The organism is Citrobacter sp. wls717 (genome assembly GCF_005280955.1).
GTDB lineage: Bacteria > Pseudomonadota > Gammaproteobacteria > Enterobacterales > Enterobacteriaceae > Citrobacter > Citrobacter werkmanii.
In genome coordinates this window covers 24,213-48,689 of the sequence record NZ_SZWW01000033.1, presented here as the reverse complement: position 1 = coordinate 48,689, position 24,477 = coordinate 24,213, and the positions used below count along the sequence as shown (strand labels likewise).

Genomic DNA, 24,477 nt, shown 5'->3' with positions numbered 1-24,477 from the left:
CTTGGGGATTCCCAGACTTGCCGCCTTGATGCATCTTGAATGATTTTGTGTAGACGGTAGGCCCGGTAAGCGAAGCGCCACCGGGCAAGAGGGAATTACTGCGGGGGATTGTTGTTCTGCAGCGTCAACATCAGACCATCACGGCGCATGGTGGCGGCTTCTTCCGGCTGATGCAGCCTGTCCAGCGCGTCAGCAAGCCAGGCGTAGTCGTAGGCGTCCGGGCGCTGTTTGAGCGCAGCACGGAAGGCGAGCGTGGCTTCCTGCCATTCGCCATGCTTCATTAACGATTGCCCCAGCGTGCTCCACAGCAACGGGCGATCGCCAACGGCCTTAATCTGCTGGCGCAACACTTTTTCTATCTGTTCCGGGTTGTTGGTTTTCAGGCGCGGGATCGGCAGCACCAGACGGTCGTCATACTGACGTTTCAGACCGTCAATGATGACCTGCTGAGCCGTATCGTGATCGTCGCACTCAATCAGATGTTCAGCCATCGCTACCTGCAGGGCAACCTGATGACGGGTTTTACGGTTCTGGTTTTTCCACCACGTACGTAGCCCCTCACTGCCCTGATCGGCGCGAACCTGATCCATCAGACCCACCCATGCCTGTTGTTCCAGCATTGCGCGGTGCTCTTCATCACCCACATGCGCTTTAGCCATAGATGGAATGATATCCAGTAACGAACTCCATGCGCCGGTGCGAATGTAGGCTTGCTCAGCCAGACGCAGCACTTCCGGATGACGTGGCGTCACCTCCAGCAGCTTATCTACGCTGTGGCGCGCGGCGTGATTTTCATTACGCGCCAGTTGCAGACGAACGCGAGCGATTTCTACCGGGATCGTATCATTCCCGGCCAGTTCAGCTGCACGCTCAAGGTGTTGATTCGCGCGCGCTTCATCGCCGCGTTGCTGGGCCGCTTCTGCCGCCAGCAGGTAATTCACTACCGGTTGTTCAGCATGATCGGCGTTTTTCGACATCAGCTTTTCAACCTGCTGATAATCGCCTTCCGCCAGTTTGAGCAGCGCTTGTTCAGTCTGCTTGCGGGCGCGGCGACGTTTACGGCCGACAAACCATCCGCGGGTATGCGCGCCGGTGCGGAAAATTCGGCGCAGCAGCCATTCAATCGCAAACAGGACGACCATCGCGACGATCAGGATGATCACCAGGCCCGTCACGCTGGTTTCAATGTTGTAATTATCGGTTTGGATCAGCACGTAGCCCTGATGACCGGCAATCATTGGACCAACGACGATCCCGGCAATCAACAGTACAAAGAGTAATAATACTTTTAGCATCATTATTCTCCTTGCGGCGCGGTTGCCGGGGTGTCTGCCGAAGGAGCAGGAGCGGCGGCAACCGGCGCTGTGACAGGCTGCGCCAGTAAATTACGCACGCGGGTCTGCATTAATTTGTCGAGAATAGCCTGGCTCTGCAGTGTTTCTGGCACATCCATACTGATGCTTTGTTGGCTCAGCTGGTCTACCTCTTCCAGGAAAGCTTTGGTGGTTGCATCGTCGGTGTCGTAGTAGGCGCGTACCCAGGTAGAGACATTTTCCAGCGCCTGGCGGTATGTCTCTTCCTGATGACGCGGTACGGCCTGGGCGGCTACTAACAGGCGAGAACGAATGTTCTCACGTAAGTAAACGTCCTGGTTCGGCGCCAGCAGCGGGACGGCGGTTTCATCTCGACGGCGAACAGTGATAAAGCTGTCCATAAAATTCTGCCAGCTTTTTTGCAGGTTGACGCGCCATTCACTAATTGAGCTGGACAGCTCGCTGCTGTCGGAGTCCATCGGTGAATCGTCGGTGTCGTTGTCGGCCAGACGCAGGTTATCAATCTGGTTAGAGAGCTGATTCACTTTCAGGATAATGCCGTCATAGTCGACCTGAGTTACCGCGGAGAGGCTCGCGATGTCGTCAGTAATCGCGCGACGGGCGGCAATTAAGCTCGGGTCGTTCATATCCGCCAGACTGGCGTCGGCGCTTTTCAGCAGCGCCGCGGCGGTGGTAACGTCCTGATCGCTCCATAATTTACGACCAGCCAGTTTTACCAGAAAATCAGCCTGCGCCAGCAGCCATGTCCCAGCATCGCTGCCGGAGATAGTGGCGACTTTTTGCTGCACTTCATCAAGCTGTTTGACCAGCGCGGCTTGCTGGCGAGTGGCTTCATCAAGCTGCGTTGCCTGCTGTTTAATGATGCCTTCCAGCTCAGCTTTTTGGCTTTCTTGCGCTTTTTGCAGCGCCGTCAGCTGGTTCGCCAGCGCATCGCTGGTTGCCGTCTGCGTTGTTGCCTGCTGTTTCCCCCAGCCATACAGACCCACACCTGCTGCCAGCGCAATAGCAATCGCCACCGCGCTCAGAATCAGCGCCGTGCTGTTGTTACCCTTTTTTTCAGTATTGACTGGCTGTGCTGTGGTTTCCACGGCCTCCCTGGTCTCTTCAACCACGGCGGAGGATTTTTCTTGTTCCGTCATTATGGCATCCCATTATGAGAGTTATTGTAATGCGCGTAGTAGCGCATCGTTGTCGGCGTTATCAGCGACCTTAATATCTTGCCAGCCCAGTTCCCGGGCGAGGTGCGCCAGACGCTCACTGACGACCAGCAGCCGACAGCGTAGTAACCAGTGCTCACGATACCACTGCGGAATGAGCGACCAGAGCTGTTGTAACATCTCACCGCTGGTGACCACCACCGTGGTCACGCCGCGAGATTGCCAGCGCATTGCTTCTTCCGCACCATCGTAATTTTTTGCACTGCGTTGATAACATTCACAAAAATCAACATCGGCTCCACGCGCCGTCAGGGTTTCACCTATCAGTTCCCGACCGCCGTTGCCGCGTAAAATAAGCGCGCGTTTTCCCGCAATATTTTGTAATTCAGGTAATTGTAGCAAGACTTCGCTGATTTCCCGATCCAGAGGATAGTGAATATTGCAGCCGCTAACAGTATGCAGTGCCAGCGCCGTTGTACGACCAATGGCAAAATAATGCGGAAGGGAAGGCCAGCTTTTCCCTTGTTGCTGAAGTTCGGCATCGGCAAAGGTGACAGCGTGCTGCGAGAGGGCAAAAACCAGATCGTTATCCGTCAGCGCCGACAGTCGGGAGGCGAGTGTTGCCAGTTCCCGACCCGGGGAAAACTCGATGAGCGGAAAACTCCAGGCCACCTGCCCCAGTGTGCGCAGACGGCTCACTAACTCTTCCCCTGCGGGAGACGGGCGGGTGACCAGAATACTCATGCGGGTGCTTCTCCGTTATAAACTTCAGCCAGAATGGCGCGCGCACCATTCTCCAGGAGCTCTTCTGCCAGAGAGATGCCCATCTGTTCAGCATCCAGCGCGGCACCGCGACGTTCCCCGCATACCATCTGCGATCCGTCAGGCGCGCCGACCAGCGCGCGTAGCCAAATCTCACCGTTGATGAGTTCGGCATAACTGCCGATAGGCACCTGACATCCCCCTTCGAGGCGAGTGTTCATGGCGCGTTCGGCTGTTACGCGTAGCGCGGTCTCTTCGTGGTTGAGCGGCGCTAACAACGCCTGAGTACGCATATCGTCCAGTCGGCACTCTATGCCGACGGCGCCTTGCCCGACAGCGGGCAGGGAGACTTCCGGCGGCAGTGCGGTACGGACTCGCGATTCAAGCCCTAAACGTTTTAACCCGGCGACCGCCAGGATAATGGCGTCGTAATCGCCGTTATCCAATTTGCCGAGACGCGTACCGACGTTGCCGCGCAGCGAACGGATGACGAGATCCGGGCGACGCTTTGCCAACTGGCACTGGCGACGCAAACTGGATGTCCCGACAATACTACCTGCGGGAAGGTCATCCAACGTGTTGTACTTATTTGAGACGAAAGCATCACGCGGATCCTCTCGCTCGCAAATGGTGACCAGTCCAAGACCGTCAGGGAATTCAACCGGCACATCCTTCATGGAATGCACGGCGATATCGGCGCGTTTTTCCAGCAGCGCGACTTCCAGCTCTTTAACAAACAACCCTTTCCCTCCGACCTTTGCCAGCGGGGTATCAAGGATCACATCGCCACGGGTTACCATAGGAACCAGTTCCACGATCAGACCGGGGTGATTTGCCATTAAGGCGTCTTTGACATAATGTGCCTGCCAGAGCGCAAGGGGGCTTTGGCGTGTGGCAATTCTCAAAACATTGTCTAACATGCTTGTTACCGTCATTATCAATCATTGACCATCCTAACATCCTTATCAAAGGGATGTCAGCGTTACGCTCAAACGTAAGTGAGAGGAAAAGCTGCTGCATCATCAGTGGCAGTGAATAATGACGAGAAACCTTCCGACCGTATGAAGGAATTTACACGTAACGAACGGTGCTACACTTGTATGTAGCGCATCTTTCTTTACGGTCAATGAGCAAGGTGTTAAATTGATCACGTTTTAGACCATTTTTTCGGCTGTACCGCACAAAAAAATACGGACGAAAAACAGGTAACGGTTATTTTTGACATACGGTTTATCCGAATTGATGTCGATTATTGTGAGCGCTTGCGCCGCAGCAATCGACAGCATGACGGATAGCAACATCAGGCGATACGTCTTGTACCTCTATATTGAGACTCTGAAACAGAGACTGGATGCCATAAATCAACTGCGTGTGGATCGCGCGCTTGCTGCCATGGGACCTGCTTTCCAGCAGGTATACAGTCTGCTGCCGACATTATTGCACTACCACCACCCTCTGATGCCGGGTTACCTCGATGGTAACGTTCCCAAAGGCATATGCTTTTACACGCCTGATGAAACCCAACGCCACTACCTTAACGAACTCGAACTGTACCGCGGTATGTCACCGCAGGAACCTCCCAAGGGCGAACTGCCGATCACCGGCGTCTACTCAATGGGCAGCACCTCTTCGGTAGGGCAAAGCTGTTCTTCCGACCTCGATATCTGGGTCTGCCACCAATCCTGGCTGGATAGCGAAGAGCGCCAGCTGTTGCAGCGTAAATGTAGCCTGCTCGAAAGCTGGGCCGCTTCGCTGGGCGTGGAAGTCAGTTTCTTCCTGATTGATGAAAACCGTTTCCGTCACAATGAAAGCGGCAGTCTTGGTGGTGAAGACTGTGGCTCGACGCAGCATATCCTGTTGCTTGATGAATTCTATCGCACCGCTGTGCGCCTCGCGGGCAAACGTATTCTGTGGAATATGGTGCCGGGCGACGAAGAAGAGCATTACGACGATTACGTCATGAAGCTCTACGCGCAGGGCGTATTAACGCCAAACGAATGGCTGGATCTCGGCGGACTCAGTTCGCTCTCCGCCGAAGAGTACTTTGGCGCCAGCCTCTGGCAGTTATATAAAAGTATCGATTCCCCGTACAAAGCGGTGCTGAAGACGCTGCTGCTGGAAGCCTACTCCTGGGAATATCCCAATCCTCGCCTGTTGGCGAAAGACATTAAACAGCGCCTGCACGATGGCGAGATCGTCTCTTTTGGTCTCGATCCCTACTGCATGATGCTGGAGCGTGTGACCGAATATCTCACGGCGATCGAAGACCCGACGCGCCTGGATTTAGTGCGTCGATGTTTCTACTTAAAAGTGTGTGAGAAACTGAGCCGCGAGCGCGCCTGCGTGGGCTGGCGTCGTGAAGTATTAAGTCAGTTAGTGCAAGAATGGGGCTGGGACGAAGCCCGTCTGACAATGCTGGATAACCGCGCTAACTGGAAGATTGATCAGGTACGTGAAGCGCATAACGAACTGCTTGATGCGATGATGCAGAGCTATCGTAATCTGATCCGCTTTGCGCGGCGCAATAACCTCAGCGTTAGCGCCAGTCCGCAGGATATCGGCGTGCTGACCCGTAAGCTGTATGCCGCGTTTGAAGCGTTGCCGGGTAAGGTAACGCTGGTGAACCCGCAAATATCTCCGGACCTCTCAGAACCGAACCTGACCTTTATCCATGTGCCGCCGGGCCGCGCCAATCGTTCGGGTTGGTATCTCTACAACCGCGCGCCAAATATGGATTCGATCATTAGCCATCAGCCGCTGGAATATAACCGCTACCTCAACAAGCTGGTGGCGTGGGCCTGGTTCAACGGTCTGCTGACATCGCGTACGCATTTGTTTATTAAGGGCAACGGTATTGTTGATTTGCCGAAGCTGCAGGAAATGGTCGCCGATGTATCGCACCACTTCCCGCTGCGCCTGCCGGCACCAACGCCGAAAGCGCTCTACAGCCCGTGCGAAATTCGCCATCTGGCGATTATCGTTAACCTTGAATATGACCCGACGACCGCATTCCGTAATCAGGTGGTGCATTTTGATTTCCGTAAGCTGGACGTCTTCAGCTTTGGCGAAGAGCAAAATTGCCTGGTAGGGAGCGTCGACCTGCTGTACCGCAACTCGTGGAATGAAGTACGTACGCTGCACTTCAACGGCGAGCAGGCGATGATTGAAGCGTTAAAAACGATTCTGGGCAAAATGCACCAGGATGCCGCGCCGCCGGATAGCGTCGAAGTGTTCTGCTACAGCCAGCATCTGCGTGGGTTAATCCGTACCCGCGTGCAGCAACTGGTTTCTGAGTGTATCGAGCTGCGCCTTTCCAGTACCCGCCAGGAAACCGGGCGTTTCAAAGCGCTGCGCGTGTCTGGTCAGACGTGGGGACTGTTCTTCGAGCGTCTGAACGTATCGGTACAGAAACTGGAAAACGCCATCGAATTCTATGGGGCGATTTCACACAACAAACTGCACGGCCTTTCCGTCCAGGTTGAAACGAACCACGTGAAACTCCCGTCGGTGGTGGACGGTTTTGCCAGTGAAGGGATCATTCAGTTCTTTTTCGAAGAAACGGGCGATGAGCAGGGCTTTAATATTTATATACTGGATGAGAGTAACCGTGCGGAGGTGTATCACCACTGCGAGGGAAGCAAAGAAGAGCTGGTACGTGATGTCAGCCGCTTCTATTCATCGTCGCACGATCGCTTTACCTACGGCTCCAGCTTCATCAACTTTAACCTGCCGCAGTTCTATCAGATTGTGAAAACCGACGGACGTGCGCAGGTGATTCCGTTCCGTACCCAGCCGCTCAACCCAGTCCCGCCAGCTAATCAGGATAACGACACGCCGATGTTGCAGCAGTATTTCTCCTGAGGCTTTTCGCCCGGTGGCGGCTACGCCTTACCGGGCCTACTGTAGGCCGGATAAGCAAAGCGTATCCGGCAAAAAATCAACGGAAGCTCACCTCTTCACCCGACTGCTGCGTTGCCGCCTGCTCCAGCAAATCCCAGAACGTTTCGCCGCTACGGTCGCAGATCCACTCGTCGCCTTTCAGGTCAAAGTGGTAGCCGCCTTGTTTGGTTGCCAGCCACACCTGGTGCAGCGGCTCCTGACGGTTAATAATGATTTTGCTGCCGTTTTCGAAGCTGATGGTCAGCACGCCGCCGTTGATCTCACAATCGATATCGCTGTCGCCGTCCCAGTCATCCAGACGCTCCTCAATGGTCATCCACAGGGTGTCGGCAAGGCGATGAAATTCACTGTCGTTCATTTTCTTATCCTGTTTTTCGTGATGACGGCAGTATAACCTGAAACAAAACGCGTTGCAGATTACAGGCTAACTCTTGCTTTTACGCCTTCTCCTGCGATGATAGAAAACAGAAAGCATGAACTTTACAGGCAATCCATAATGAAAAACGTGTTAAAGCCACTCGCTGTCATTTTAACTCTGTTCAGCCTGACGGGCTGCGGGCTAAAAGGCCCGCTCTATTTCCCGCCAGCAGATAAAACCGCGCCGCCTCCGACCAAGAGCGTTCAGCCGCAATCGCAATCCACCACGCCTGAGAAAAACGATCGTGGGATCAGCGACGGCCCTTCTCAGGTGAATTACTGACGGCAGGAATAGATTTACATTTCTGTACCCGCGTGAACGGAGTGAATGATGCAATTCTCTAAAATGCATGGCCTTGGCAACGATTTTATGGTCGTCGACGCGGTAACGCAGAATGTCTTTTTCTCACCAGAGCTGATCCGCCGCCTGTCCGACAGGCATCTCGGCGTTGGGTTTGATCAGTTGCTGGTGGTTGAACCTCCGTATGATCCGGAGCTGGATTTCCACTACCGTATTTTTAATGCCGACGGCAGTGAAGTGTCACAGTGTGGCAATGGCGCCCGTTGTTTTGCTCGCTTTGTTCGCCTGAAAGGGCTGACCAATAAACGTGATATTCGCGTCAGTACCGCGAATGGTCGTATGGTGTTAACCGTAACCGACGACGAACTGGTGCGGGTGAATATGGGGGAACCCAACTTTGAACCTTCGCAGGTTCCGTTTCGCGCCAACAAAGCAGAGAAGACCTATATTATGCGCGCGGCCGAACAGACAATATTGTGCGGCGTGGTTTCAATGGGGAACCCACACTGCGTGATTCAGGTTGATGATGTTGATACGGCCACGGTGGAAACGCTGGGACCGGTGCTGGAAAGCCACGAACGCTTTCCTGAACGCGCCAACATCGGCTTTATGCAGGTGGTAAAGCGCGAGCATATCCGGCTGCGCGTCTATGAACGCGGGGCGGGTGAAACGCAGGCCTGCGGCAGCGGAGCGTGCGCCGCTGTTGCGGTAGGTATTCAGCAGGGCCTGCTGGCAGAAGAGGTGAGGGTGGAGTTACCTGGCGGTCGACTTGATATCGCCTGGAAAGGTCCGGGTCATCCGCTGTATATGACTGGCCCGGCGGCACATGTCTACGACGGATTTATTCACTTATGAAGCAACCAGGGGAAGAACTACAGGAAACGCTCATGGAGCTCGACGATCGGGCGGTCGTCGATTACCTGCAACGTAATCCTGAGTTTTTTATCCGTAATGCCCGGGCAGTTGAAGCGATGCGCGTCCCACACCCTGTGCGGGGCACGATCTCTTTAGTTGAATGGCATATGGCGCGGGCACGTAATCATATTAATGTGCTTGAAGAGAACATGGCGTTATTGATGGAACAAGCCAACGCCAATGAAAGCCTGTTCTATCGTCTGCTAAATCTGCAAAGTCGCCTGGTGTCGGCCAGCAGTCTTGACGATATGCTGATGCGATTTCATCGCTGGGCGCGTGAGCTGGGGCTGGCCGGCGCGACGGTGCGTCTGTTTCCGGACCGGTGGCGACTTGGCGCGCCATCCAAATTTACGCATCTGGCATTAAGCCGTCAGGCCTTTGAACCGTTGCGTATTCAGCGTCTGGGGCAGTCGCAGCACTATCTTGGGCCACTCAATGGTCCGGAATTGCTGGTTATGATGCCGGAGGCGAAAGCGATAGGCTCGGTGGCGATGTCGATGCTGGGGCAAGATGGTTCCCTGGGCGTGATGCTATTCAGCAGCCGTGACGTTAACCATTACCAGCAGGGGCAAGGTACACAATTACTGCAAGAAATCTCGCTGATGTTGCCGGAGCTGCTGGAGCGCTGGATTGAACGCGTATGACCGATTCACCCCTTTCTCAGGATGTGGCGCGCTTTTTGCGCTATCTGGGCGTTGAGCGCCAGCTTAGCCCGATCACGCTACTCAATTATCAGCGTCAGCTTGATGCCATCATCGCGTTAGCCGGAGAAACCGGTCTGCAAAGCTGGCAACAATGTGACGCTGCAATGGTACGCAGCTTTGCTGTGCGCAGCCGTCGTAAAGGGCTGGGAGCGGCGAGTCTGGCATTGCGTCTCTCCGCACTACGCAGTTTCTTCGACTGGCTGGTTAATCAGGGCGAGCTGAAAGCCAACCCGGCAAAAAGCGTTTCCGCGCCGAAAGCGCCACGCCACTTACCTAAAAATATCGACGTCGATGATGTTAATCGTCTGCTGGATATCGATCTCAACGATCCCCTTGCCGTGCGCGACCGGGCGATGCTGGAAGTGATGTACGGCGCGGGACTGCGTTTATCTGAACTGGTTGGGCTGGATATTAAACATCTCAATCTCGACACCGGCGAAGTGTGGGTGATGGGCAAGGGCAGTAAAGAACGTCGTCTGCCGATCGGCCGCAATGCGGTGGCGTGGATTGAGCACTGGCTGGATCTGCGCGGTTTATTTGGCGGGGATGACGATGCGTTGTTCCTGTCTAAACTGGGCAAGCGCATCTCTGCGCGTAACGTGCAGAAACGCTTTGCGGAATGGGGTATCAAACAGGGGCTGAACAGCCACGTCCATCCCCACAAATTGCGCCACTCTTTTGCGACGCATATGCTGGAGTCGAGCGGCGATCTACGCGGAGTGCAGGAGTTATTGGGTCATGCCAATCTCTCCACTACTCAAATCTATACCCATCTTGATTTTCAACACCTGGCTTCAGTGTACGATGCGGCGCATCCGCGCGCCAAACGGGGGAAATAATGCGTTTTTACCGGCCTTTGGGGCGTATTTCTGCGCTCACCTTTGACCTTGATGACACCCTTTACGATAACCGTCCCGTTATCACACGCACAGAGCAGGAAGCGCTCGCGTTTGTACAGAATTATCATCCGGCGTTGAATTCGCTGCAAAATAGCGACCTGCAGCGCTTACGTCAGGCCGTTCGTGACGCCGAGCCGGAAATCTACCACGACGTTACCCAATGGCGTCACCGCGCCGTAGAGCGCGCTATGCTTGAGGCTGGTCTGTCAGCGGCAGAAGCCTTGATGGGGGCGAATGCGGCGATGATGAATTTCGCCAAATGGCGTAGCCGCATTGATGTTCCGCAGGCGACGCATGACACGCTGAAGGCGCTGGCCCGCAAATGGCCGCTGGTGGCGATCACCAATGGTAACGCGCAGCCGGAACTGTTTGGTCTGGGTGATTATTTTGAGTTTGTGCTGCGCGCCGGTCCCGACGGGCGCTCAAAACCGTTCAGCGACATGTACGCGCTGGCGGCGGAAAAACTGAAAATGCCGGTAGGTGAAATTCTGCATGTGGGTGATGACCTGACGACAGACGTTGCAGGCGCTATTCGTTGTGGTATGCAGGCTTGCTGGATCAAACCGGAAAATGCCGACCTGATGCAAACCGCAGACAGCCGTTTGCTGCCGCATATTGAAATTTCACAGTTGGCATCTCTGACCTCGCTGATATAATCACCAGCAGAACTCTGTATATATACCCAGCTTTTTGGCGGATGGCGCTACGCTTCTCCGCCTTACATACTTTTACGCGGCGGTGCCAATGGACGTTTCTTACCTGCTCGACAGCCTTAATGATAAACAGCGTGAAGCGGTGGCCGCGCCACGCAGCAACATGCTGGTTCTGGCAGGCGCGGGGAGTGGTAAAACTCGCGTACTGGTGCACCGTATCGCCTGGTTACTGACGGTAGAGAACAACTCGCCGTACTCCATTATGGCGGTGACCTTTACCAACAAAGCGGCGGCGGAAATGCGCCACCGTATTGGTCAGATCATGGGAACCAGCCAGGGCGGAATGTGGGTGGGGACCTTTCACGGCCTGGCGCACCGTCTGTTGCGCGCGCACCATATGGATGCGAATCTGCCGCAGGATTTCCAGATCCTCGACAGCGAGGACCAACTGCGTCTGCTCAAGCGCCTGATCAAAGCGATGAACCTTGACGAAAAGCAGTGGCCACCGCGTCAGGCAATGTGGTTTATCAACAGCCAGAAAGATGAAGGGCTGCGCCCGCACCATCTGCAAAGCTACGGCAACCCGGTCGAACAGACCTGGCAGAAGGTCTATCAGGCTTATCAGGAAGCCTGCGATCGCGCGGGGCTGGTGGATTTCGCCGAACTGCTGCTGCGCGCACATGAATTGTGGCTCAACAAGCCGCACATTCTGCAGCACTACCGCGAACGCTTTACCAATATCCTGGTGGACGAATTCCAGGATACCAACAACATTCAGTACGCCTGGATCCGTCTGCTGGCGGGCGACACCGGCAAGGTGATGATCGTGGGCGATGATGACCAGTCGATCTACGGCTGGCGCGGCGCGCAGGTGGAGAACATTCAGCGCTTCCTCAACGATTTCCCGGGCGCAGAAACCATTCGTCTGGAGCAGAACTACCGTTCGACCAACAATATTCTTAGCGCAGCTAACGCCCTGATTGAAAATAACAACGGGCGCCTGGGTAAAAAACTGTGGACCGACGGCGTCGACGGCGAGCCGATCTCGCTGTATTGCGCCTTCAACGAACTTGATGAAGCGCGCTTCGTGGTCAATCGCATTAAAACCTGGCAGGACAACGGCGGCGCGCTGGAACAGTGCGCGATTCTGTATCGTAGCAACGCCCAGTCACGCGTGTTGGAAGAAGCCTTACTACAGGCCAGCATGCCGTATCGTATCTATGGCGGTATGCGCTTCTTTGAACGTCAGGAAATTAAAGACGCGCTCTCCTACCTGCGTCTGATCGCTAATCGCAATGACGATGCCGCGTTTGAGCGTGTGGTGAATACGCCAACGCGCGGGATTGGCGATCGTACTTTAGATGTCGTACGCCAGACTTCCCGTGACCGCCAGCTAACGTTGTGGCAGGCCTGTCGTGAACTGCTGCAGGAAAAAGCCCTGGCCGGTCGCGCCGCCAGCGCCTTACAGCGCTTTATGGAATTGATTGACGCGCTGGCGCAAGAGACTGCCGATATGCCGCTGCACGTGCAGACTGACCGGGTGATTAAAGATTCCGGTCTGCGCATGATGTACGAGCAGGAAAAAGGCGAGAAGGGTCAGACGCGTATCGAAAACTTAGACGAACTGGTGACGGCAACGCGCCAGTTCAGCTACAACGAAGAAGACGAAGACTTAATGCCGCTGCAGGCGTTCCTCTCCCACGCCGCGCTGGAAGCAGGCGAAGGGCAAGCGGATACCTGGCAGGACGCGGTACAGCTGATGACCCTGCACTCGGCGAAAGGGCTGGAGTTCCCGCAGGTATTTATCGTGGGTATGGAAGAAGGCATGTTCCCGAGCCAGATGTCGCTGGATGAAGGCGGCCGTCTCGAAGAAGAACGTCGCCTGGCCTATGTTGGCGTCACCCGCGCGATGCAGAAACTGACGCTCACCTACGCCGAAACGCGTCGTTTGTACGGTAAAGAGGTTTACCATCGTCCGTCGCGCTTTATCGGCGAACTGCCGGAAGCGTGCGTTGAAGAGGTGCGTCTGCGCGCCACGGTTAGCCGTCCGGTGAGCCATCAGCGGATGGGCACGCCAATGGCGGAAAACGATACCGGCTACAAACTTGGCCAGCGGGTACGCCACGCGAAGTTCGGCGAGGGTACCATCGTCAACCTCGAAGGTAGCGGTGAGCACAGTCGTTTGCAGGTCGCGTTCCAGGGGCAGGGCATTAAATGGCTGGTGGCGGCTTACGCCAGACTGGAAACGGTGTGATCGCCTGATGTCGTTGCGCGTATCAGATCTACTGACCGGGTAACATTTTGATTTGTAGGCCGGATAAGGCGAAGCCGCCATTCGGCTATCTGCCGGTTAATATTCTGAAATCATAGATAAATAATTCCCCTCTGCTAACCTTTCTGTATAAGGGGAAATTATTACTTTTTCGCCATCCGTTGCGTGTTGACGTCAAAATTTTGCTGGCGTAACATGCGCGCACGATTACGCTAAGAGGACATTCGCCTTGGACACACCCAGTAGATACTGGCTCATTATCCTGTCATCCAGGATCAACTCCTAAGGCTATCCCTTTTTGCTGATAGCCTTCGCGGTTGTCAGCGACCTTCTGTTTTTTCCCGTCGCGCTGAGTCAGGCTGTTTAATGGTCTGAAACCCAATTTGTTTCTGTGTGCCCTCCGAACTGTCCGATAATTTTTTGCATTGGGAGTCCCGGTCATGCTGAGCGCATTTCAACTGGAAAACAATCGTTTAACTCGCCTTGAGGCAGACGAGATCGAGCACCTGGCCAGTTCGGTTTGGGTCGATTTAGTCGAGCCGGATGACGAAGAACGAAACCGTGTGCAAAAGGACTTGGGCCAGAATCTGGCCACGCGCCCTGAACTGGAAGACATCGAAGCATCCGCACGTTTTTTTGAAGACGAGGATGGACTGCACATTCACTCCTTCTTCTTCTATGAAGACGCCGACGATCACGCGGGTAACTCAACCGTCGCATTTACCATTCGCGAAGGCCGCCTGTTTACCCTGCGCGAACGCGAACTGCCGGCGTTTCGTCTGTATCGCATGCGTGCGCGTAACCAGGCGATGGTGGATGGTAACGCCTACGAGCTGCTACTCGATCTGTTCGAAACCAAAATTGAACAGTTGGCGGATGAGATTGAAAACATCTATAGCGACCTGGAAAAACTCAGCCGTGTGATCATGGAAGGGCGTCAGGGCGATGAGTATGACGAAGCGCTTTCCACGCTGGCGGAACAGGAAGATATCGGCTGGAAGGTACGCCTGTGTCTGATGGATACCCAGCGCGCACTGAACTTTCTGGTGCGTAAAGCGCGTCTGCCGGGTGGTCAACTGGAGCAGGCGCGTGAGATCCTGCGCGATATCGAGTCTCTGCTGCCGCATAACGAATCGCTGTTCCAGAAGGTTAACTTCCTGATGCAGGCGGCGATGGGCTTTATCAATATTGAGCAGAACCGCATCATCAAGATCTTCTCGGTGGTCTCGGTGGTATTTCTGCCGCCGACGCTGGTGGCTTCCAGCTACGGCATGAACTTTGAATTCATGCCGGAACTGCACTGGAGCTTCGGTTATCCTGGCGCGATTGTCTTTATGATGCTCGCAGGTTTGGCGCCGTATCTGTACTTTAAACGTAAGAACTGGCTTTAATGGCGGTGTCTTATCAGGCCTACAGCTCCCGTAGGCCTGATAAGCGTAGCGCCATCAGGCAAAAAGCCTTCACATCCCCATACGCGTTCTGCGTTGCGTATAAATCGCATCCATCACGAAAATCGCCAGCGCCACCCAGATAAAGGCGAACGTCACCATTTTATCCGCTCCCGGCACTTCACCGTAAAAGGTGATCGCCAGCAGGAACATCAACGTGGGTCCGATATACTGGAAGAAACCCAGTGTGGAAAGACGCAGACGTGTCGCTGCGCCGGTAAAGCACAGCAACGGAATGGTGGTCACGATACCGGCGGCAATCAGTAGCAGATTGAGTGATATCGGGTTTTGCCCCATATGGCTGGTTGGGCTATCCGCAATGCCAAACAGGTAGATAGCGGCAACGGGTAAGAGCCACAGGGTTTCAATCAACATGCCGGTTTGCGCTTCAACGGCAATCTTCTTACGCACCAGACCATAAAAAGCAAAGCTGAACGCCAGTCCCAGCGCGATTATCGGCAATGAGCCGAAGGTCCACAGCTGTACCAGTACGCCGCAGGCGGCTAACAGTACCGCCAACCACTGCATGCGACGAAAGCGCTCGCCGAGGAAAAGCATCCCCAGCACGATATTCACTAGCGGGTTAATAAAATAGCCGAGACTGGCTTCCAGCATATGGTGATTATTGACCGCCCAAATGAACAGCAGCCAGTTTCCGCCGATGAGCACCGCAGAGAGCGCCAGCAGGAAGATCTTCTTTGGCGTTTGTAGCAGCGTTTTAACACCCGACCACTGGCGGCTGATGCTCATCAGCACCACCATAAAGAAAAATGACCAGATGACGCGGTGCGTCAGGATCTCATCCGCCGGGACATAGTAAATCAGCTTGAAGTAGGCGGGAGCGATACCCCAAATAAAATAGGCAGCCAGAGCGAGTAACACGCCCTGCCGCGTTTGTTTAGCATCCATCGGGAAAACTCATTGCAGAAATGTAACAGCAGTTTACCTTTTTTTAAGCGCTTACCCCACCATATAAGTGGCGGTTGCGCTGGCGATATAGAGCTGTTCTTCGTTATGCAGTTCCACGCGCGCAACGGCTACTTTATTACCCGCCCGCAGCAGGCTGCTGGTAGCGGTAAAGCGATTCCCTCTCCCCGGGCGCAGGTAATCAACGCGTAAATCGATGGTGCCCATACGTGACATGCGCTGACGCAGTTCGTCCTCACTGATCGTTTCGTGACGGGTCAACGTGCTGCCTACACACACCAGTCCGGCGGCGACGTCGAGTGCTGAGGCGATCACTCCGCCATGCAGAATGCTTTGCGCCCAGTTACCGACCATCATCGGTTGATTATTAAACGCTAATTGCGCAAATTCTTTTTCATAGCGTTCCAGTTCCAGCCCCAGCGCACGGTTAAACGGCATATGATAAACAAACATTTCACCCACTAACTTCAGGGCTTCTTCAGCGGTCAGTACAGCAGACATACGATCTTAATACCTTATTGGTTAATGAAATGTTGATATTATGCTTATTATTTGTTGTTTTCTACTTTAGGACGGGATAACTAACGAGGAACGAGCTAAGTATGTAGAATGCTTGTCAGAAAATTATACAATTCATCAATATTTTGGTTCAGGAGAACATTACCGATGCGGGCGATTCTGGGATGGTTACTACCAGCAGTCATGCTGCCGTTGACCGCGTATGCGCAGGAAGCGACAGTAAAAGAGATTCATGATGCACCAGCAGTTCGGGGCAGTATCATCGCTAATATGCTGCAAGAGCATGACAACCCTTTCACGCTTTACCCTTATGACACCAACTACCTTATCTACACCAATACCAGCGACATGAACAAAGAGGCGATCAGCAGCTATAGCTGGTCGGACAATGCGCGCAAAGATGAGGTGAAGTTTCAGCTAAGCCTGGCGTTTCCCCTTTGGCGAGGAATATTGGGTCCGAACTCGGTTCTTGGCGGTTCCTATACGCAGAAATCCTGGTGGCAGCTTTCGAACAGTGAAGAATCTTCACCGTTTCGCGAAACCAACTACGAGCCGCAGTTGTTCCTTGGTTTCGCCACCGACTATCGCTTTGCCGGGTGGACGCTACGTGATGTCGAAATGGGTTATAACCATGATTCCAACGGGCGCTCCGACCCCACTTCACGTAGCTGGAACCGCCTGTATACCCGCCTGATGGCAGAAAACGGCAACTGGCTGGTGGAAGTAAAGCCGTGGTACGTCATTGGCAGTACCGATGATAACCCCGACATCACCAAATACATGGGCTATTATCAGCTGAAAATGGGGTATCACCTGGGCGACGCCGTTATCAGCGTGAAAGGTCAGTACAACTGGAACACCGGCTACGGCGGCGCAGAGTTAGGGGCAAGCTATCCTATTACGAAGCATGTTCGTCTCTACACCCAGGTCTACAGTGGTTACGGAGAATCGCTGATTGACTACAACTTCAATCAGACCCGTGTTGGCGTGGGTGTAATGCTTAACGATATCTTCTGACAGATATTGAGAGTATTTTAATCATTGCAGTTTCTTTCTCAGGCGCTGAAAATAGCGCCTGTTTTTATTTCAGGTTAATGGGGTTAATGTGGCGCAGGCGGAAGTGTTGAATCTGGAAATGGGCGCTAAACAGGTTTTGCAGGAAACCTTTGGCTACCAACAGTTTCGCCCAGGCCAGGAAGAAATTATCGACACCGTGCTCTCTGGTCGCGACTGCCTGGTCGTTATGCCCACCGGTGGCGGCAAATCCCTGTGCTATCAAATTCCCGCATTATTACTCAACGGACTCACCGTTGTTGTTTCGCCGCTGATTTCCCTGATGAAAGACCAGGTCGATCAACTGCTGGCCAACGGCGTGGCGGCGGCGTGCCTGAACTCCACCCAAAGTCGTGAGCAGCAGCTTGAGGTGATGGCCGGCTGTCGCAGCGGGCAGGTTCGCTTGCTGTATATTGCCCCTGAACGCCTGATGCTGGATAACTTCCTTGAGCATCTTGGGCACTGGAATCCGGTGCTGCTGGCGGTGGATGAAGCGCACTGTATTTCGCAGTGGGGGCATGACTTCCGCCCTGAATACGCCGCGCTGGGCCAACTGCGTCAGCGTTTCCCAACGCTGCCGTTTGTGGCGTTAACCGCGACCGCGGATGAAACCACCCGGCTGGATATCGTGCGCCTGCTGGGCCTCAACGATCCGTTAATTCAGATCAGCAGCTTTGATCGGCCGAATATTCGCTACATGCTGATGGAGAAGTTTAAGCCGCTCGATCAACTGATGCGCTACGTGCAAGAACAACGCGGTAAATCCGGCATTATTTACTGTAACAGCCGCGCCAAAGTCGAAGACACCGCTGCGCGCCTGCAAAGCCGCGGCATCAGCGCCGGGGCTTATCATGCCGGGCTGGAAAACAGCGTGCGCGCCGAGGTGCAGGAAAAATTCCAGCGCGATGACCTGCAAATTGTGGTGGCGACCGTAGCGTTCGGCATGGGGATCAACAAACCTAACGTGCGCTTCGTGGTGCATTTTGATATCCCGCGCAACATTGAGTCCTATTATCAGGAAACCGGTCGTGCCGGGCGTGATGGCCTGCCGGCGGAAGCGATGCTGTTTTACGATCCGGCTGATATGGCGTGGCTCCGCCGTTGCCTCGAAGAGAAACCTGCCGGACAACTGCTGGATATCGAACGCCATAAGCTCAATGCGATGGGGGCGTTTGCCGAGGCGCAAACCTGTCGTCGTCTGGTTCTGCTGAATTATTTTGGCGAGGGGCGTCAGGAGCCGTGTGGTAACTGCGATATCTGTCTCGATCCGCCAAAACAATACGACGGCTTAAACGATGCGCAGATTGCGCTTTCCACGATTGGCCGGGTCAATCAGCGCTTTGGTATGGGATATGTGGTGGAGGTTCTGCGCGGAGCGAATAATCAGCGTATCCGCGAGTTGGGACACGATAAACTCAAGGTTTATGGCATGGGGCGCGATAAAAGCCATGAACACTGGGTGAGCGTAATTCGCCAACTTATCCATCTTGGGCTGGTGACGCAAAATATCGCGCAGCATTCCGCACTGCAGATGACCGATGCCGCGCGTCCGGTTCTGCGCGGCGAAGTCCCGTTGCAGCTTGCGGTACCGCGAATCGTGGCGCTGAAACCGCGCGCTATGCAGAAATCCTTCGGCGGCAATTACGATCGCAAACTGTTTGCCAAATTGCGTAAGCTGCGTAAAGCCATTGCCGATGAAGAGAATATCCCGCCGTATGTGGTGTTCAACGACGCCACGTTGATTGAAATGGCCGAGCAGATGCCGGTTTCGCCGAGCGAAATGCTGAGCGTCAACGGCGTGGGAATGCGTAAACTTGAACGTTTTGGCAAAGAGTTTATGGCACTTATTCGCGCCCACGTCGATGGTGACGACGAAGAGTAGTCAGCCAGGCAAAAAAGTGCCAGGATGGTGACTCACTGAACTATTTCCCCGCGAGTCATTTTTATGTTAACGCTATTTTTTACCGTTGCGTTGGTGCATATCGTTGCGCTGATGAGTCCCGGTCCCGATTTCTTCTTTGTTTCTCAAACGGCCGTTAGCCGTTCGCGCAAAGAAGCCATGATGGGCGTGCTGGGTATTACCTGTGGCGTCATGGTCTGGGCTGGCGTGGCGCTGCTTGGCCTGCATCTGATTATCGAAAAAATGGCCTGGCTGCACACCATTATCATGGTGGGCGGCGGCCTGTATCTGTGCTGGATGGGTTACCAGATGCTGCGCGGCGCGTTTAAAAAACAGGACGTAGCGGCCCCTGCCCCACAGGTTGAACTGGCGCAGAGCGGACGCAGCTTTTTAAAAGGCCTGTTGACCAACCTCGCCAACCCGAAAGCGATTATCTATTTTGGCTCCGTGTTCTCATTGTTTGTTGGCGATAGTGTAGGAACGGGCGCGCGTTGGGGCATTTTCGCGCTGATCATCGTGGAAACGCTGGCGTGGTTTACCGTGGTTGCCAGCCTGTTTGCATTACCGAAAATGCGTCGCGGCTATCAACGTCTGGCGAAGTGGATCGATGGCTTTGCCGGCGCGCTGTTCGCGGGTTTCGGTATCCATCTGATCATTTCGCGCTAAGCTTCCTTCATGCCGGATAAGCGCTAACGCCATCCGGCACCGTTATCAGGCATGCCTTGCCGATGCCAGCAGGGCGCCTATCAGCATAAACAGCGAACCAAACACTTTGTTCAGCGCTTTCATTTGCTTTGGCCCCTTAATCCAGCCAGCAATGCGCGTAGCCAGCGTCGCGTAACCGATCATCACAATAATATCGACCACAATGGTCGTGATGCCAAGCACCACATACTGCATCAACTGCGGTTCCTGCGGCAGGATAAACTGCGGGAACAGGGCGGCAAGAAAAACAATGCTTTTGGGGTTGGTCAGATTAACAAAGACCGCGCGTTTGAACAGGCGGCTGCGCGATTGCGTATTCGCCATGGTGTTCAGATCGATAGCGCCCGCCGCCCGCCATTGCTGAATTCCTAGCCAAATCAGGTAAGCCGCGCCCGCCCACTTCAGCACTTCAAACGCGATCGCTGAACGTGAAAATAGCGTTCCCAGCCCTACGCCAACCAAAACGATATGAATGCCCAGTCCGGTCTGTAGACCCGCAATCGATGCGCTGGCACCGCGATAACCGTGGCTGATGGCGGTGGTCATGGTGTTGATTGCGCCAGAGCCTGGAGACAGGCTCAAAATAATAGAGGTCAGCAGGTAGGCGAACCACCATTCAAAGGTCATGAGAAACTCCCGGATTGTCTATTTTTATGCCACAATACGCTACTGTCGGTACGTTGTATCAGACATGGCAAAAAAAACGATTTTACTTGGTCAACGAGGCTGGATACCCGATGTTTCAGCAGCAAAAAGACTGGGAAACAAGAGAAAACGCGTTTGCTGCTTTTTCCATGGGACCACTGACAGATTTCTGGCGTCAGCGGGAAGAAGCGGAGTTTACGGGCGTAGATAATGTCCCCGTACATTTTGTGCGCTTTCACGCAGAGAAAAACGATCGCGTCATCGTCGTCTGTCCTGGACGCATTGAAAGCTATGTAAAATACGCTGAACTGGCGTACGACCTGTTTCATTCTGGTTTTGACGTTCTCATTATCGATCACCGTGGCCAGGGGCGTTCCGGCCGTATGCTTTCGGATCCGCATCGCGGTCATGTGGATAACTTTAATGACTATGTCGACGATTTAACCGCTTTCTGGCAGCAGGAAGTGTCACCCGGTCCGTGGAGAAAACGCTATATACTGGCGCATTCTATGGGCGGGGCGATTGCCACGTTGTTTCTGCAGCGTCACCCGAATCAGTGTGATGCCATTGCGCTTTGCGCGCCGATGTTTGGTATTGTGATGCGCTTTCCCGACTGGATGGTGCGTCAAATTCTGGACTGGGCTGAAGGGCATCCACGGATCCGCGAGGGTTATGCCATGGGGACCGGGCGCTGGCGGGCGCTGCCATTCGGGATGAATGCGGTAACCCACAGTCGACAGCGCTATCGGCGCAATCTGCGTTTCTATGCCGATGAACCTCGGCTGCGCGTGGGCGGTCCCACTTACCACTGGGTACGTGAAGGCATTCTGGCGGGTGAACAGGTCCTGGCCGGGGCGGGAGATGACGCGACGCCAACATTGCTTATCCAGGCCGAAGAAGAGCGTTTGGTTGATAACCGTATGCACGATCGCTTTTGTGAACTCCGCGCTGCAGCGGGCCATCCAGTAGAGGGAGGCCAGCCGCTTGTCATCAAAGGCGCGTACCATGAGATCCTTTTTGAAAAGGACGCAATGCGCTCAGTCGCGCTTAACGCTATTGTCGAATTTTTCGACAAGCATAACTCATCCAGCGGAAACCGCTTTGCCTAGAGGTTTAATTTTCTTATGTATCAGGTTGTTGCGTCTGATTTAGACGGTACGCTGCTTTCCCCCGACCATACGTTGTCCCCTTATGCCAAAGAGACACTGAAATTATTGACCGCACGTGGCGTTAACTTCGTGTTTGCGACTGGCCGTCATCATGTTGATGTGGGGCAAATTCGCGATAACCTTGGCATTAAAACCTACATGATCACATCCAACGGCGCGCGCGTGCACGATTCTGCCGGGAATCTGGTGTTTACCCATAACCTGGATCGCGACATTGCCAGCGACCTGTTCGGCGTGGTAAATGCAAATCCGGACATCGTAACCAACGTTTATCGTGATGATGAATGGTTTATGAATCGCCATCGCCCGGACGAAATGCGCTTCTTTAAAGAAGCGGTATTTAACTATTCTCTGTTTGAACCTGCGCTACTGGAGCCTGAAGGCGTCAGCAAAGTGTTTTTTACCACCGATTCTCATGAAAGGCTGCTGCCGCTGGAGCAGGCGATTAACGCCCGCTGGGGCGATCGCGTCAACGTCAGCTTCTCTACGCTTACCTGTCTGGAAGTTATGGCTGGCGGCGTGTCGAAAGGTCATGCGCTGGAAGCAGTGGCGAAAGCGATGGGCTACAGCCTGCAGGACTGCATCGCTTTCGGCGATGGCATGAACGATGCGGAAATGCTCTCCATGGCTGGTAAAGGCTGCATCATGGGCAACGCGCACCAACGCCTGAAAGATCTTCATCCGGAACTGGACGTGATTGGACTCAACGCCGATGATGCCGTGCCGCACTATCTGCGTAAGCTCTTTTTGCAGTAACGTCATCGTTCGTTAGTTGACCAGTTGTCAACTAAAAACTTCGCTACAATGGGTGTACCTTTTGTTAAGAGACATCCATTGTGGCGTTACTCATCATTACCACAATTCTGTGGGCCTTTTCCTTTAGCCTGTTTGGCGAGTACCTTGCCGGTCATGTCGATAGCTATTTTGCGGTGCTGGTGCGTGTTGGGCTGGCGGCGCTGGTGTTCCTGCCATTTTTACGCACCCGTGGGCACAGCGTAAAAACGATCGCGCTGTATATGCTGGTAGGGGCCATGCAGCTTGGCATTATGTATATGCTGAGTTTTCACGCCTATCTGTACCTGACGGTTTCAGAACTGCTGCTCTTTACCGTACTGACGCCGCTCTACATTACGCTGATTTATGATCTCATGAGCGGACGTCGTCTGCGCTGGAGCTACGCCTTCAGTGCGTTGCTGGCGGTGATCGGTGCGGGGATCATTCGTTACGACCAGGTGACCAGCCACTTCTGGACCGGCCTGCTGCTGGTACAGTTGTCCAATATCAGCTTTGCCATTGGCATGGTGGGCTACAAGCGTCTGATGGAAACACGGCCAATGCCGCAGCACAACGCCTTCGCCTGGTTTTACATGGGGGCATTTATGGTGGCGATAGTGGCCTGGTTCATGCTGGGTAACGCGCAGAAAATGCCTGCAACTACGCTACAGTGGGGCATCCTGGTGTTTCTTGGCGTGGCGGCGTCCGGCATCGGTTACTTTATGTGGAACTATGGCGCGACGCAGGTGGATGCGGGTACGCTGGGCATCATGAACAATATGCATGTGCCGGCCGGGCTGCTGGTTAACCTGGCTATCTGGCATCAACAGCCTCACTGGCCGAGCTTCATCATTGGTGCGGCTGTGATAGTGGCCTCACTGTGGGTACATCGAAAGTGGGTCGTTCCGCACTCCGCACAAACGGCAGGTGATCGCAGGCGTGATTCCGCGCTGAGCGAATAAACGCTTCCGTGACCGGCTGTCGCTGTTCGCCATCGCGCACGGCGGCGTACAGTCGGCTCCACAATCCATCACCCAGGGTTTTGGTTACCACCAGACCCTGGCGCTCAAAACTCTCCACCACCCAGTGTGGTAAAGCCGCGATACCCATTTTGGCTGCAACCATCTGAATCAGCAGCAGGGTGTTATCCACGCTCTTCAGCGACGGGCTAACGCCCGCAGGCTGCAGGAAATGCCGCCAGACATCCAGCCGACTCCGTTGTACCGGATAAATAAGCAGCGTCTCGCTGGCTAAATCCTCCGGGGTGATTTGCGTTTTGCTGGCCAGCGGATGGTCCGGCGCCAGGACCAGGCGTACTTCAAAATCAAACATCGGCGAGTAGTGCAATCCGCTGCGCGGCAGAATGTCGGAGGTCAACACCAGATCCAATTCATCCTGCTGTAGCGCAGGTTGCGGATCGAACGTCACGCCGGATTTAAAGTCCATTTCCACCTGCGGCCAGTTGGCACGAAAATTCTCCAGCGCGGGCGTCAGCCATTGGATACAGCTGTGGCATTCAATCGCGATGCGTAGCCGGGTTTGCTGCGGTTCGTTGCAGGCCTGCAGCGCGCGACCGATTTGCGGCAACACCTGGTTTGCCAGCTGCAGCAAAATTTCGCCCTGCGGCGTAAAGCGCAGAGGCTGACTTTTACGGATAAAAAGACGAAAGCCGAGGCGTTGCTCCAGATCGCTGAACTGGTGAGAAAGGGCGGATTGGGTCTGATGCAACGTCGCCGCTGCGGCTGCCAGCGAACCACTATTCCGCAACGCCTGGAGCGTTTTCAGGTGTTTAATCTCGATCATGAAAGTCCTTCACTTCGGCATGAACAAATTGCGCTTGAGGAATATACAGTAACCGCCAATTATGGATGTGTAAACATCTGGATGGCTAAAATCCTTCGTCTTTTAAATTTATGGTGCGTTGGCTTCGTTTCCCCACCCCAGTCACTTACTTCAGTAAGCTCCTGGGATGAGCAAACTTGCCGCCTTCCCTAAATTCAAAATCCATAGGATTTACATATAA

At 54.2% G+C, this 24,477-nt stretch carries 24 protein-coding genes; 15 read left to right on the top strand and 9 right to left on the bottom strand.

Annotation, left to right across the window (positions count from 1 at the left end; genetic code table 11):
• Window positions 1-95: 95 nt before the first annotated feature.
• The 4 genes from hemY to hemC are packed head-to-tail and all read right to left on the bottom strand — an operon-like array spanning window position 96 to window position 4,173.
• The gene (gene hemY / locus FDX09_RS17890) at window positions 96-1,295 is read right to left on the bottom strand and encodes a protoheme IX biogenesis protein HemY (protein ID WP_038634530.1); all 1,200 of its coding nucleotides are present in this window, start codon (window positions 1,293-1,295) and stop codon (window positions 96-98) included.
• Window positions 1,296-1,297: 2 nt separating this feature from the next.
• Complete coding sequence (gene hemX, locus FDX09_RS17885; RefSeq protein ID WP_038634526.1) at window positions 1,298-2,473, bottom strand: uroporphyrinogen-III C-methyltransferase; 1,176 nt, start codon at window positions 2,471-2,473, stop codon at window positions 1,298-1,300.
• Window positions 2,474-2,494: 21 nt separating this feature from the next.
• Window positions 2,495-3,235 carry a uroporphyrinogen-III synthase gene (gene hemD / locus FDX09_RS17880; RefSeq protein WP_042314019.1) on the bottom strand — a complete coding sequence of 247 codons (741 nt, stop codon included), beginning with the start codon at window positions 3,233-3,235 and terminating at the stop codon, window positions 2,495-2,497.
• A complete protein-coding gene (gene hemC / locus FDX09_RS17875; RefSeq protein ID WP_137347639.1) occupies window positions 3,232-4,173 on the bottom strand; it encodes a hydroxymethylbilane synthase in 942 nt (313 codons plus the stop codon). Before hemC ends, hemD begins: the two co-directional genes overlap by 4 nt.
• Window positions 4,174-4,567: 394 nt before the next feature.
• Here hemC and cyaA point away from each other — a divergent pair, with 394 nt between their 5' ends.
• Window positions 4,568-7,114, top strand: a complete 2,547-nt coding sequence (gene cyaA / locus FDX09_RS17870) for a class I adenylate cyclase (RefSeq protein ID WP_038634518.1) — start codon at window positions 4,568-4,570, stop codon at window positions 7,112-7,114.
• A gap of 76 nt (window positions 7,115-7,190) precedes the next feature.
• Here cyaA and cyaY read toward each other — a convergent pair whose 3' ends face one another.
• Window positions 7,191-7,511 (bottom strand): iron donor protein CyaY, encoded by a 321-nt coding sequence (gene cyaY, locus FDX09_RS17865; protein WP_038634515.1) that lies wholly within the window; start codon window positions 7,509-7,511, stop codon window positions 7,191-7,193.
• Between the two features lie 138 nt (window positions 7,512-7,649).
• Between cyaY and FDX09_RS17860 the strand changes: the two genes are divergently transcribed.
• The 8 genes from FDX09_RS17860 to corA all read left to right on the top strand — a co-directional run bounded on the left by FDX09_RS17860 (window position 7,650) and on the right by corA (window position 14,705).
• Entirely contained in the window at window positions 7,650-7,853 is a 204-nt protein-coding gene (locus FDX09_RS17860) for a lipoprotein (RefSeq protein ID WP_032940199.1), read from the top strand.
• Window positions 7,854-7,901: 48 nt separating this feature from the next.
• A complete protein-coding gene (gene dapF, locus FDX09_RS17855) occupies window positions 7,902-8,726 on the top strand; it encodes a diaminopimelate epimerase (RefSeq protein WP_038634512.1) in 825 nt (274 codons plus the stop codon).
• Window positions 8,723-9,430 (top strand): DUF484 domain-containing protein, encoded by a 708-nt coding sequence (locus tag FDX09_RS17850; protein WP_038634510.1) that lies wholly within the window; start codon window positions 8,723-8,725, stop codon window positions 9,428-9,430. The genes dapF and FDX09_RS17850 overlap by 4 nt, the downstream gene beginning before the upstream one ends.
• Window positions 9,427-10,329, top strand: coding sequence for a tyrosine recombinase XerC (xerC, locus tag FDX09_RS17845; protein ID WP_137347638.1), 903 nt, complete (start codon window positions 9,427-9,429; stop codon window positions 10,327-10,329). The genes FDX09_RS17850 and xerC overlap by 4 nt, the downstream gene beginning before the upstream one ends.
• Window positions 10,329-11,045: a 5-amino-6-(5-phospho-D-ribitylamino)uracil phosphatase YigB gene (gene yigB / locus FDX09_RS17840; protein ID WP_069325085.1), complete on the top strand. Its 717-nt coding sequence runs from the start codon at window positions 10,329-10,331 to the stop codon at window positions 11,043-11,045. The genes xerC and yigB overlap by 1 nt, the downstream gene beginning before the upstream one ends.
• A gap of 88 nt (window positions 11,046-11,133) precedes the next feature.
• Window positions 11,134-13,296: a DNA helicase II gene (gene uvrD, locus FDX09_RS17835; protein ID WP_038634502.1), complete on the top strand. Its 2,163-nt coding sequence runs from the start codon at window positions 11,134-11,136 to the stop codon at window positions 13,294-13,296.
• A 247-nt stretch (window positions 13,297-13,543) separates the two neighbouring features.
• Entirely contained in the window at window positions 13,544-13,600 is a 57-nt protein-coding gene (ysgD, locus tag FDX09_RS23785) for a YsgD/CorL family protein (RefSeq protein ID WP_212723238.1), read from the top strand.
• A gap of 154 nt (window positions 13,601-13,754) precedes the next feature.
• Entirely contained in the window at window positions 13,755-14,705 is a 951-nt protein-coding gene (gene corA, locus FDX09_RS17830; RefSeq protein ID WP_038634499.1) for a magnesium/cobalt transporter CorA, read from the top strand.
• A 69-nt stretch (window positions 14,706-14,774) separates the two neighbouring features.
• Here corA and rarD read toward each other — a convergent pair whose 3' ends face one another.
• Window positions 14,775-15,671 (bottom strand): EamA family transporter RarD, encoded by an 897-nt coding sequence (gene rarD / locus FDX09_RS17825; protein ID WP_137347637.1) that lies wholly within the window; start codon window positions 15,669-15,671, stop codon window positions 14,775-14,777.
• A 51-nt stretch (window positions 15,672-15,722) separates the two neighbouring features.
• Window positions 15,723-16,190 (bottom strand): acyl-CoA thioesterase YigI, encoded by a 468-nt coding sequence (gene yigI / locus FDX09_RS17820; protein WP_003017917.1) that lies wholly within the window; start codon window positions 16,188-16,190, stop codon window positions 15,723-15,725.
• 165 nt (window positions 16,191-16,355) lie between these two features.
• On the opposite strand from yigI, the gene pldA reads away from it, so the two are divergent.
• From pldA to rhtC, 3 genes are all read left to right on the top strand, one after another.
• Entirely contained in the window at window positions 16,356-17,225 is an 870-nt protein-coding gene (gene pldA, locus FDX09_RS17815; RefSeq protein WP_038634493.1) for a phospholipase A, read from the top strand.
• Between the two features lie 88 nt (window positions 17,226-17,313).
• Entirely contained in the window at window positions 17,314-19,143 is a 1,830-nt protein-coding gene (gene recQ, locus FDX09_RS17810; protein ID WP_038634489.1) for an ATP-dependent DNA helicase RecQ, read from the top strand.
• Window positions 19,144-19,206: 63 nt separating this feature from the next.
• Window positions 19,207-19,827, top strand: coding sequence for a threonine export protein RhtC (rhtC, locus tag FDX09_RS17805; protein WP_038634488.1), 621 nt, complete (start codon window positions 19,207-19,209; stop codon window positions 19,825-19,827).
• A 45-nt stretch (window positions 19,828-19,872) separates the two neighbouring features.
• On the opposite strand, the gene rhtB is transcribed toward rhtC, so the two are convergent.
• Window positions 19,873-20,493: a homoserine/homoserine lactone efflux protein gene (gene rhtB, locus FDX09_RS17800; protein WP_061381045.1), complete on the bottom strand. Its 621-nt coding sequence runs from the start codon at window positions 20,491-20,493 to the stop codon at window positions 19,873-19,875.
• Window positions 20,494-20,603: 110 nt separating this feature from the next.
• On the opposite strand from rhtB, the gene pldB reads away from it, so the two are divergent.
• The 3 genes from pldB (at window position 20,604) to FDX09_RS17785 (ending at window position 23,416) form a co-directional block, all read left to right on the top strand.
• A complete protein-coding gene (pldB, locus tag FDX09_RS17795; RefSeq protein WP_038634482.1) occupies window positions 20,604-21,620 on the top strand; it encodes a lysophospholipase L2 in 1,017 nt (338 codons plus the stop codon).
• 15 nt (window positions 21,621-21,635) lie between these two features.
• Window positions 21,636-22,436 carry a sugar/pyridoxal phosphate phosphatase YigL gene (yigL, locus tag FDX09_RS17790; protein ID WP_038634479.1) on the top strand — a complete coding sequence of 267 codons (801 nt, stop codon included), beginning with the start codon at window positions 21,636-21,638 and terminating at the stop codon, window positions 22,434-22,436.
• Between the two features lie 80 nt (window positions 22,437-22,516).
• Window positions 22,517-23,416: a carboxylate/amino acid/amine transporter gene (locus FDX09_RS17785; protein ID WP_121529766.1), complete on the top strand. Its 900-nt coding sequence runs from the start codon at window positions 22,517-22,519 to the stop codon at window positions 23,414-23,416.
• On the opposite strand, the gene metR is transcribed toward FDX09_RS17785, so the two are convergent.
• Complete coding sequence (gene metR, locus FDX09_RS17780) at window positions 23,304-24,257, bottom strand: HTH-type transcriptional regulator MetR (RefSeq protein ID WP_038634477.1); 954 nt, start codon at window positions 24,255-24,257, stop codon at window positions 23,304-23,306. The two genes, FDX09_RS17785 and metR, sit on opposite strands and share 113 nt — an antisense overlap.
• Between the last annotated feature and the right edge of the window lie 220 nt (window positions 24,258-24,477).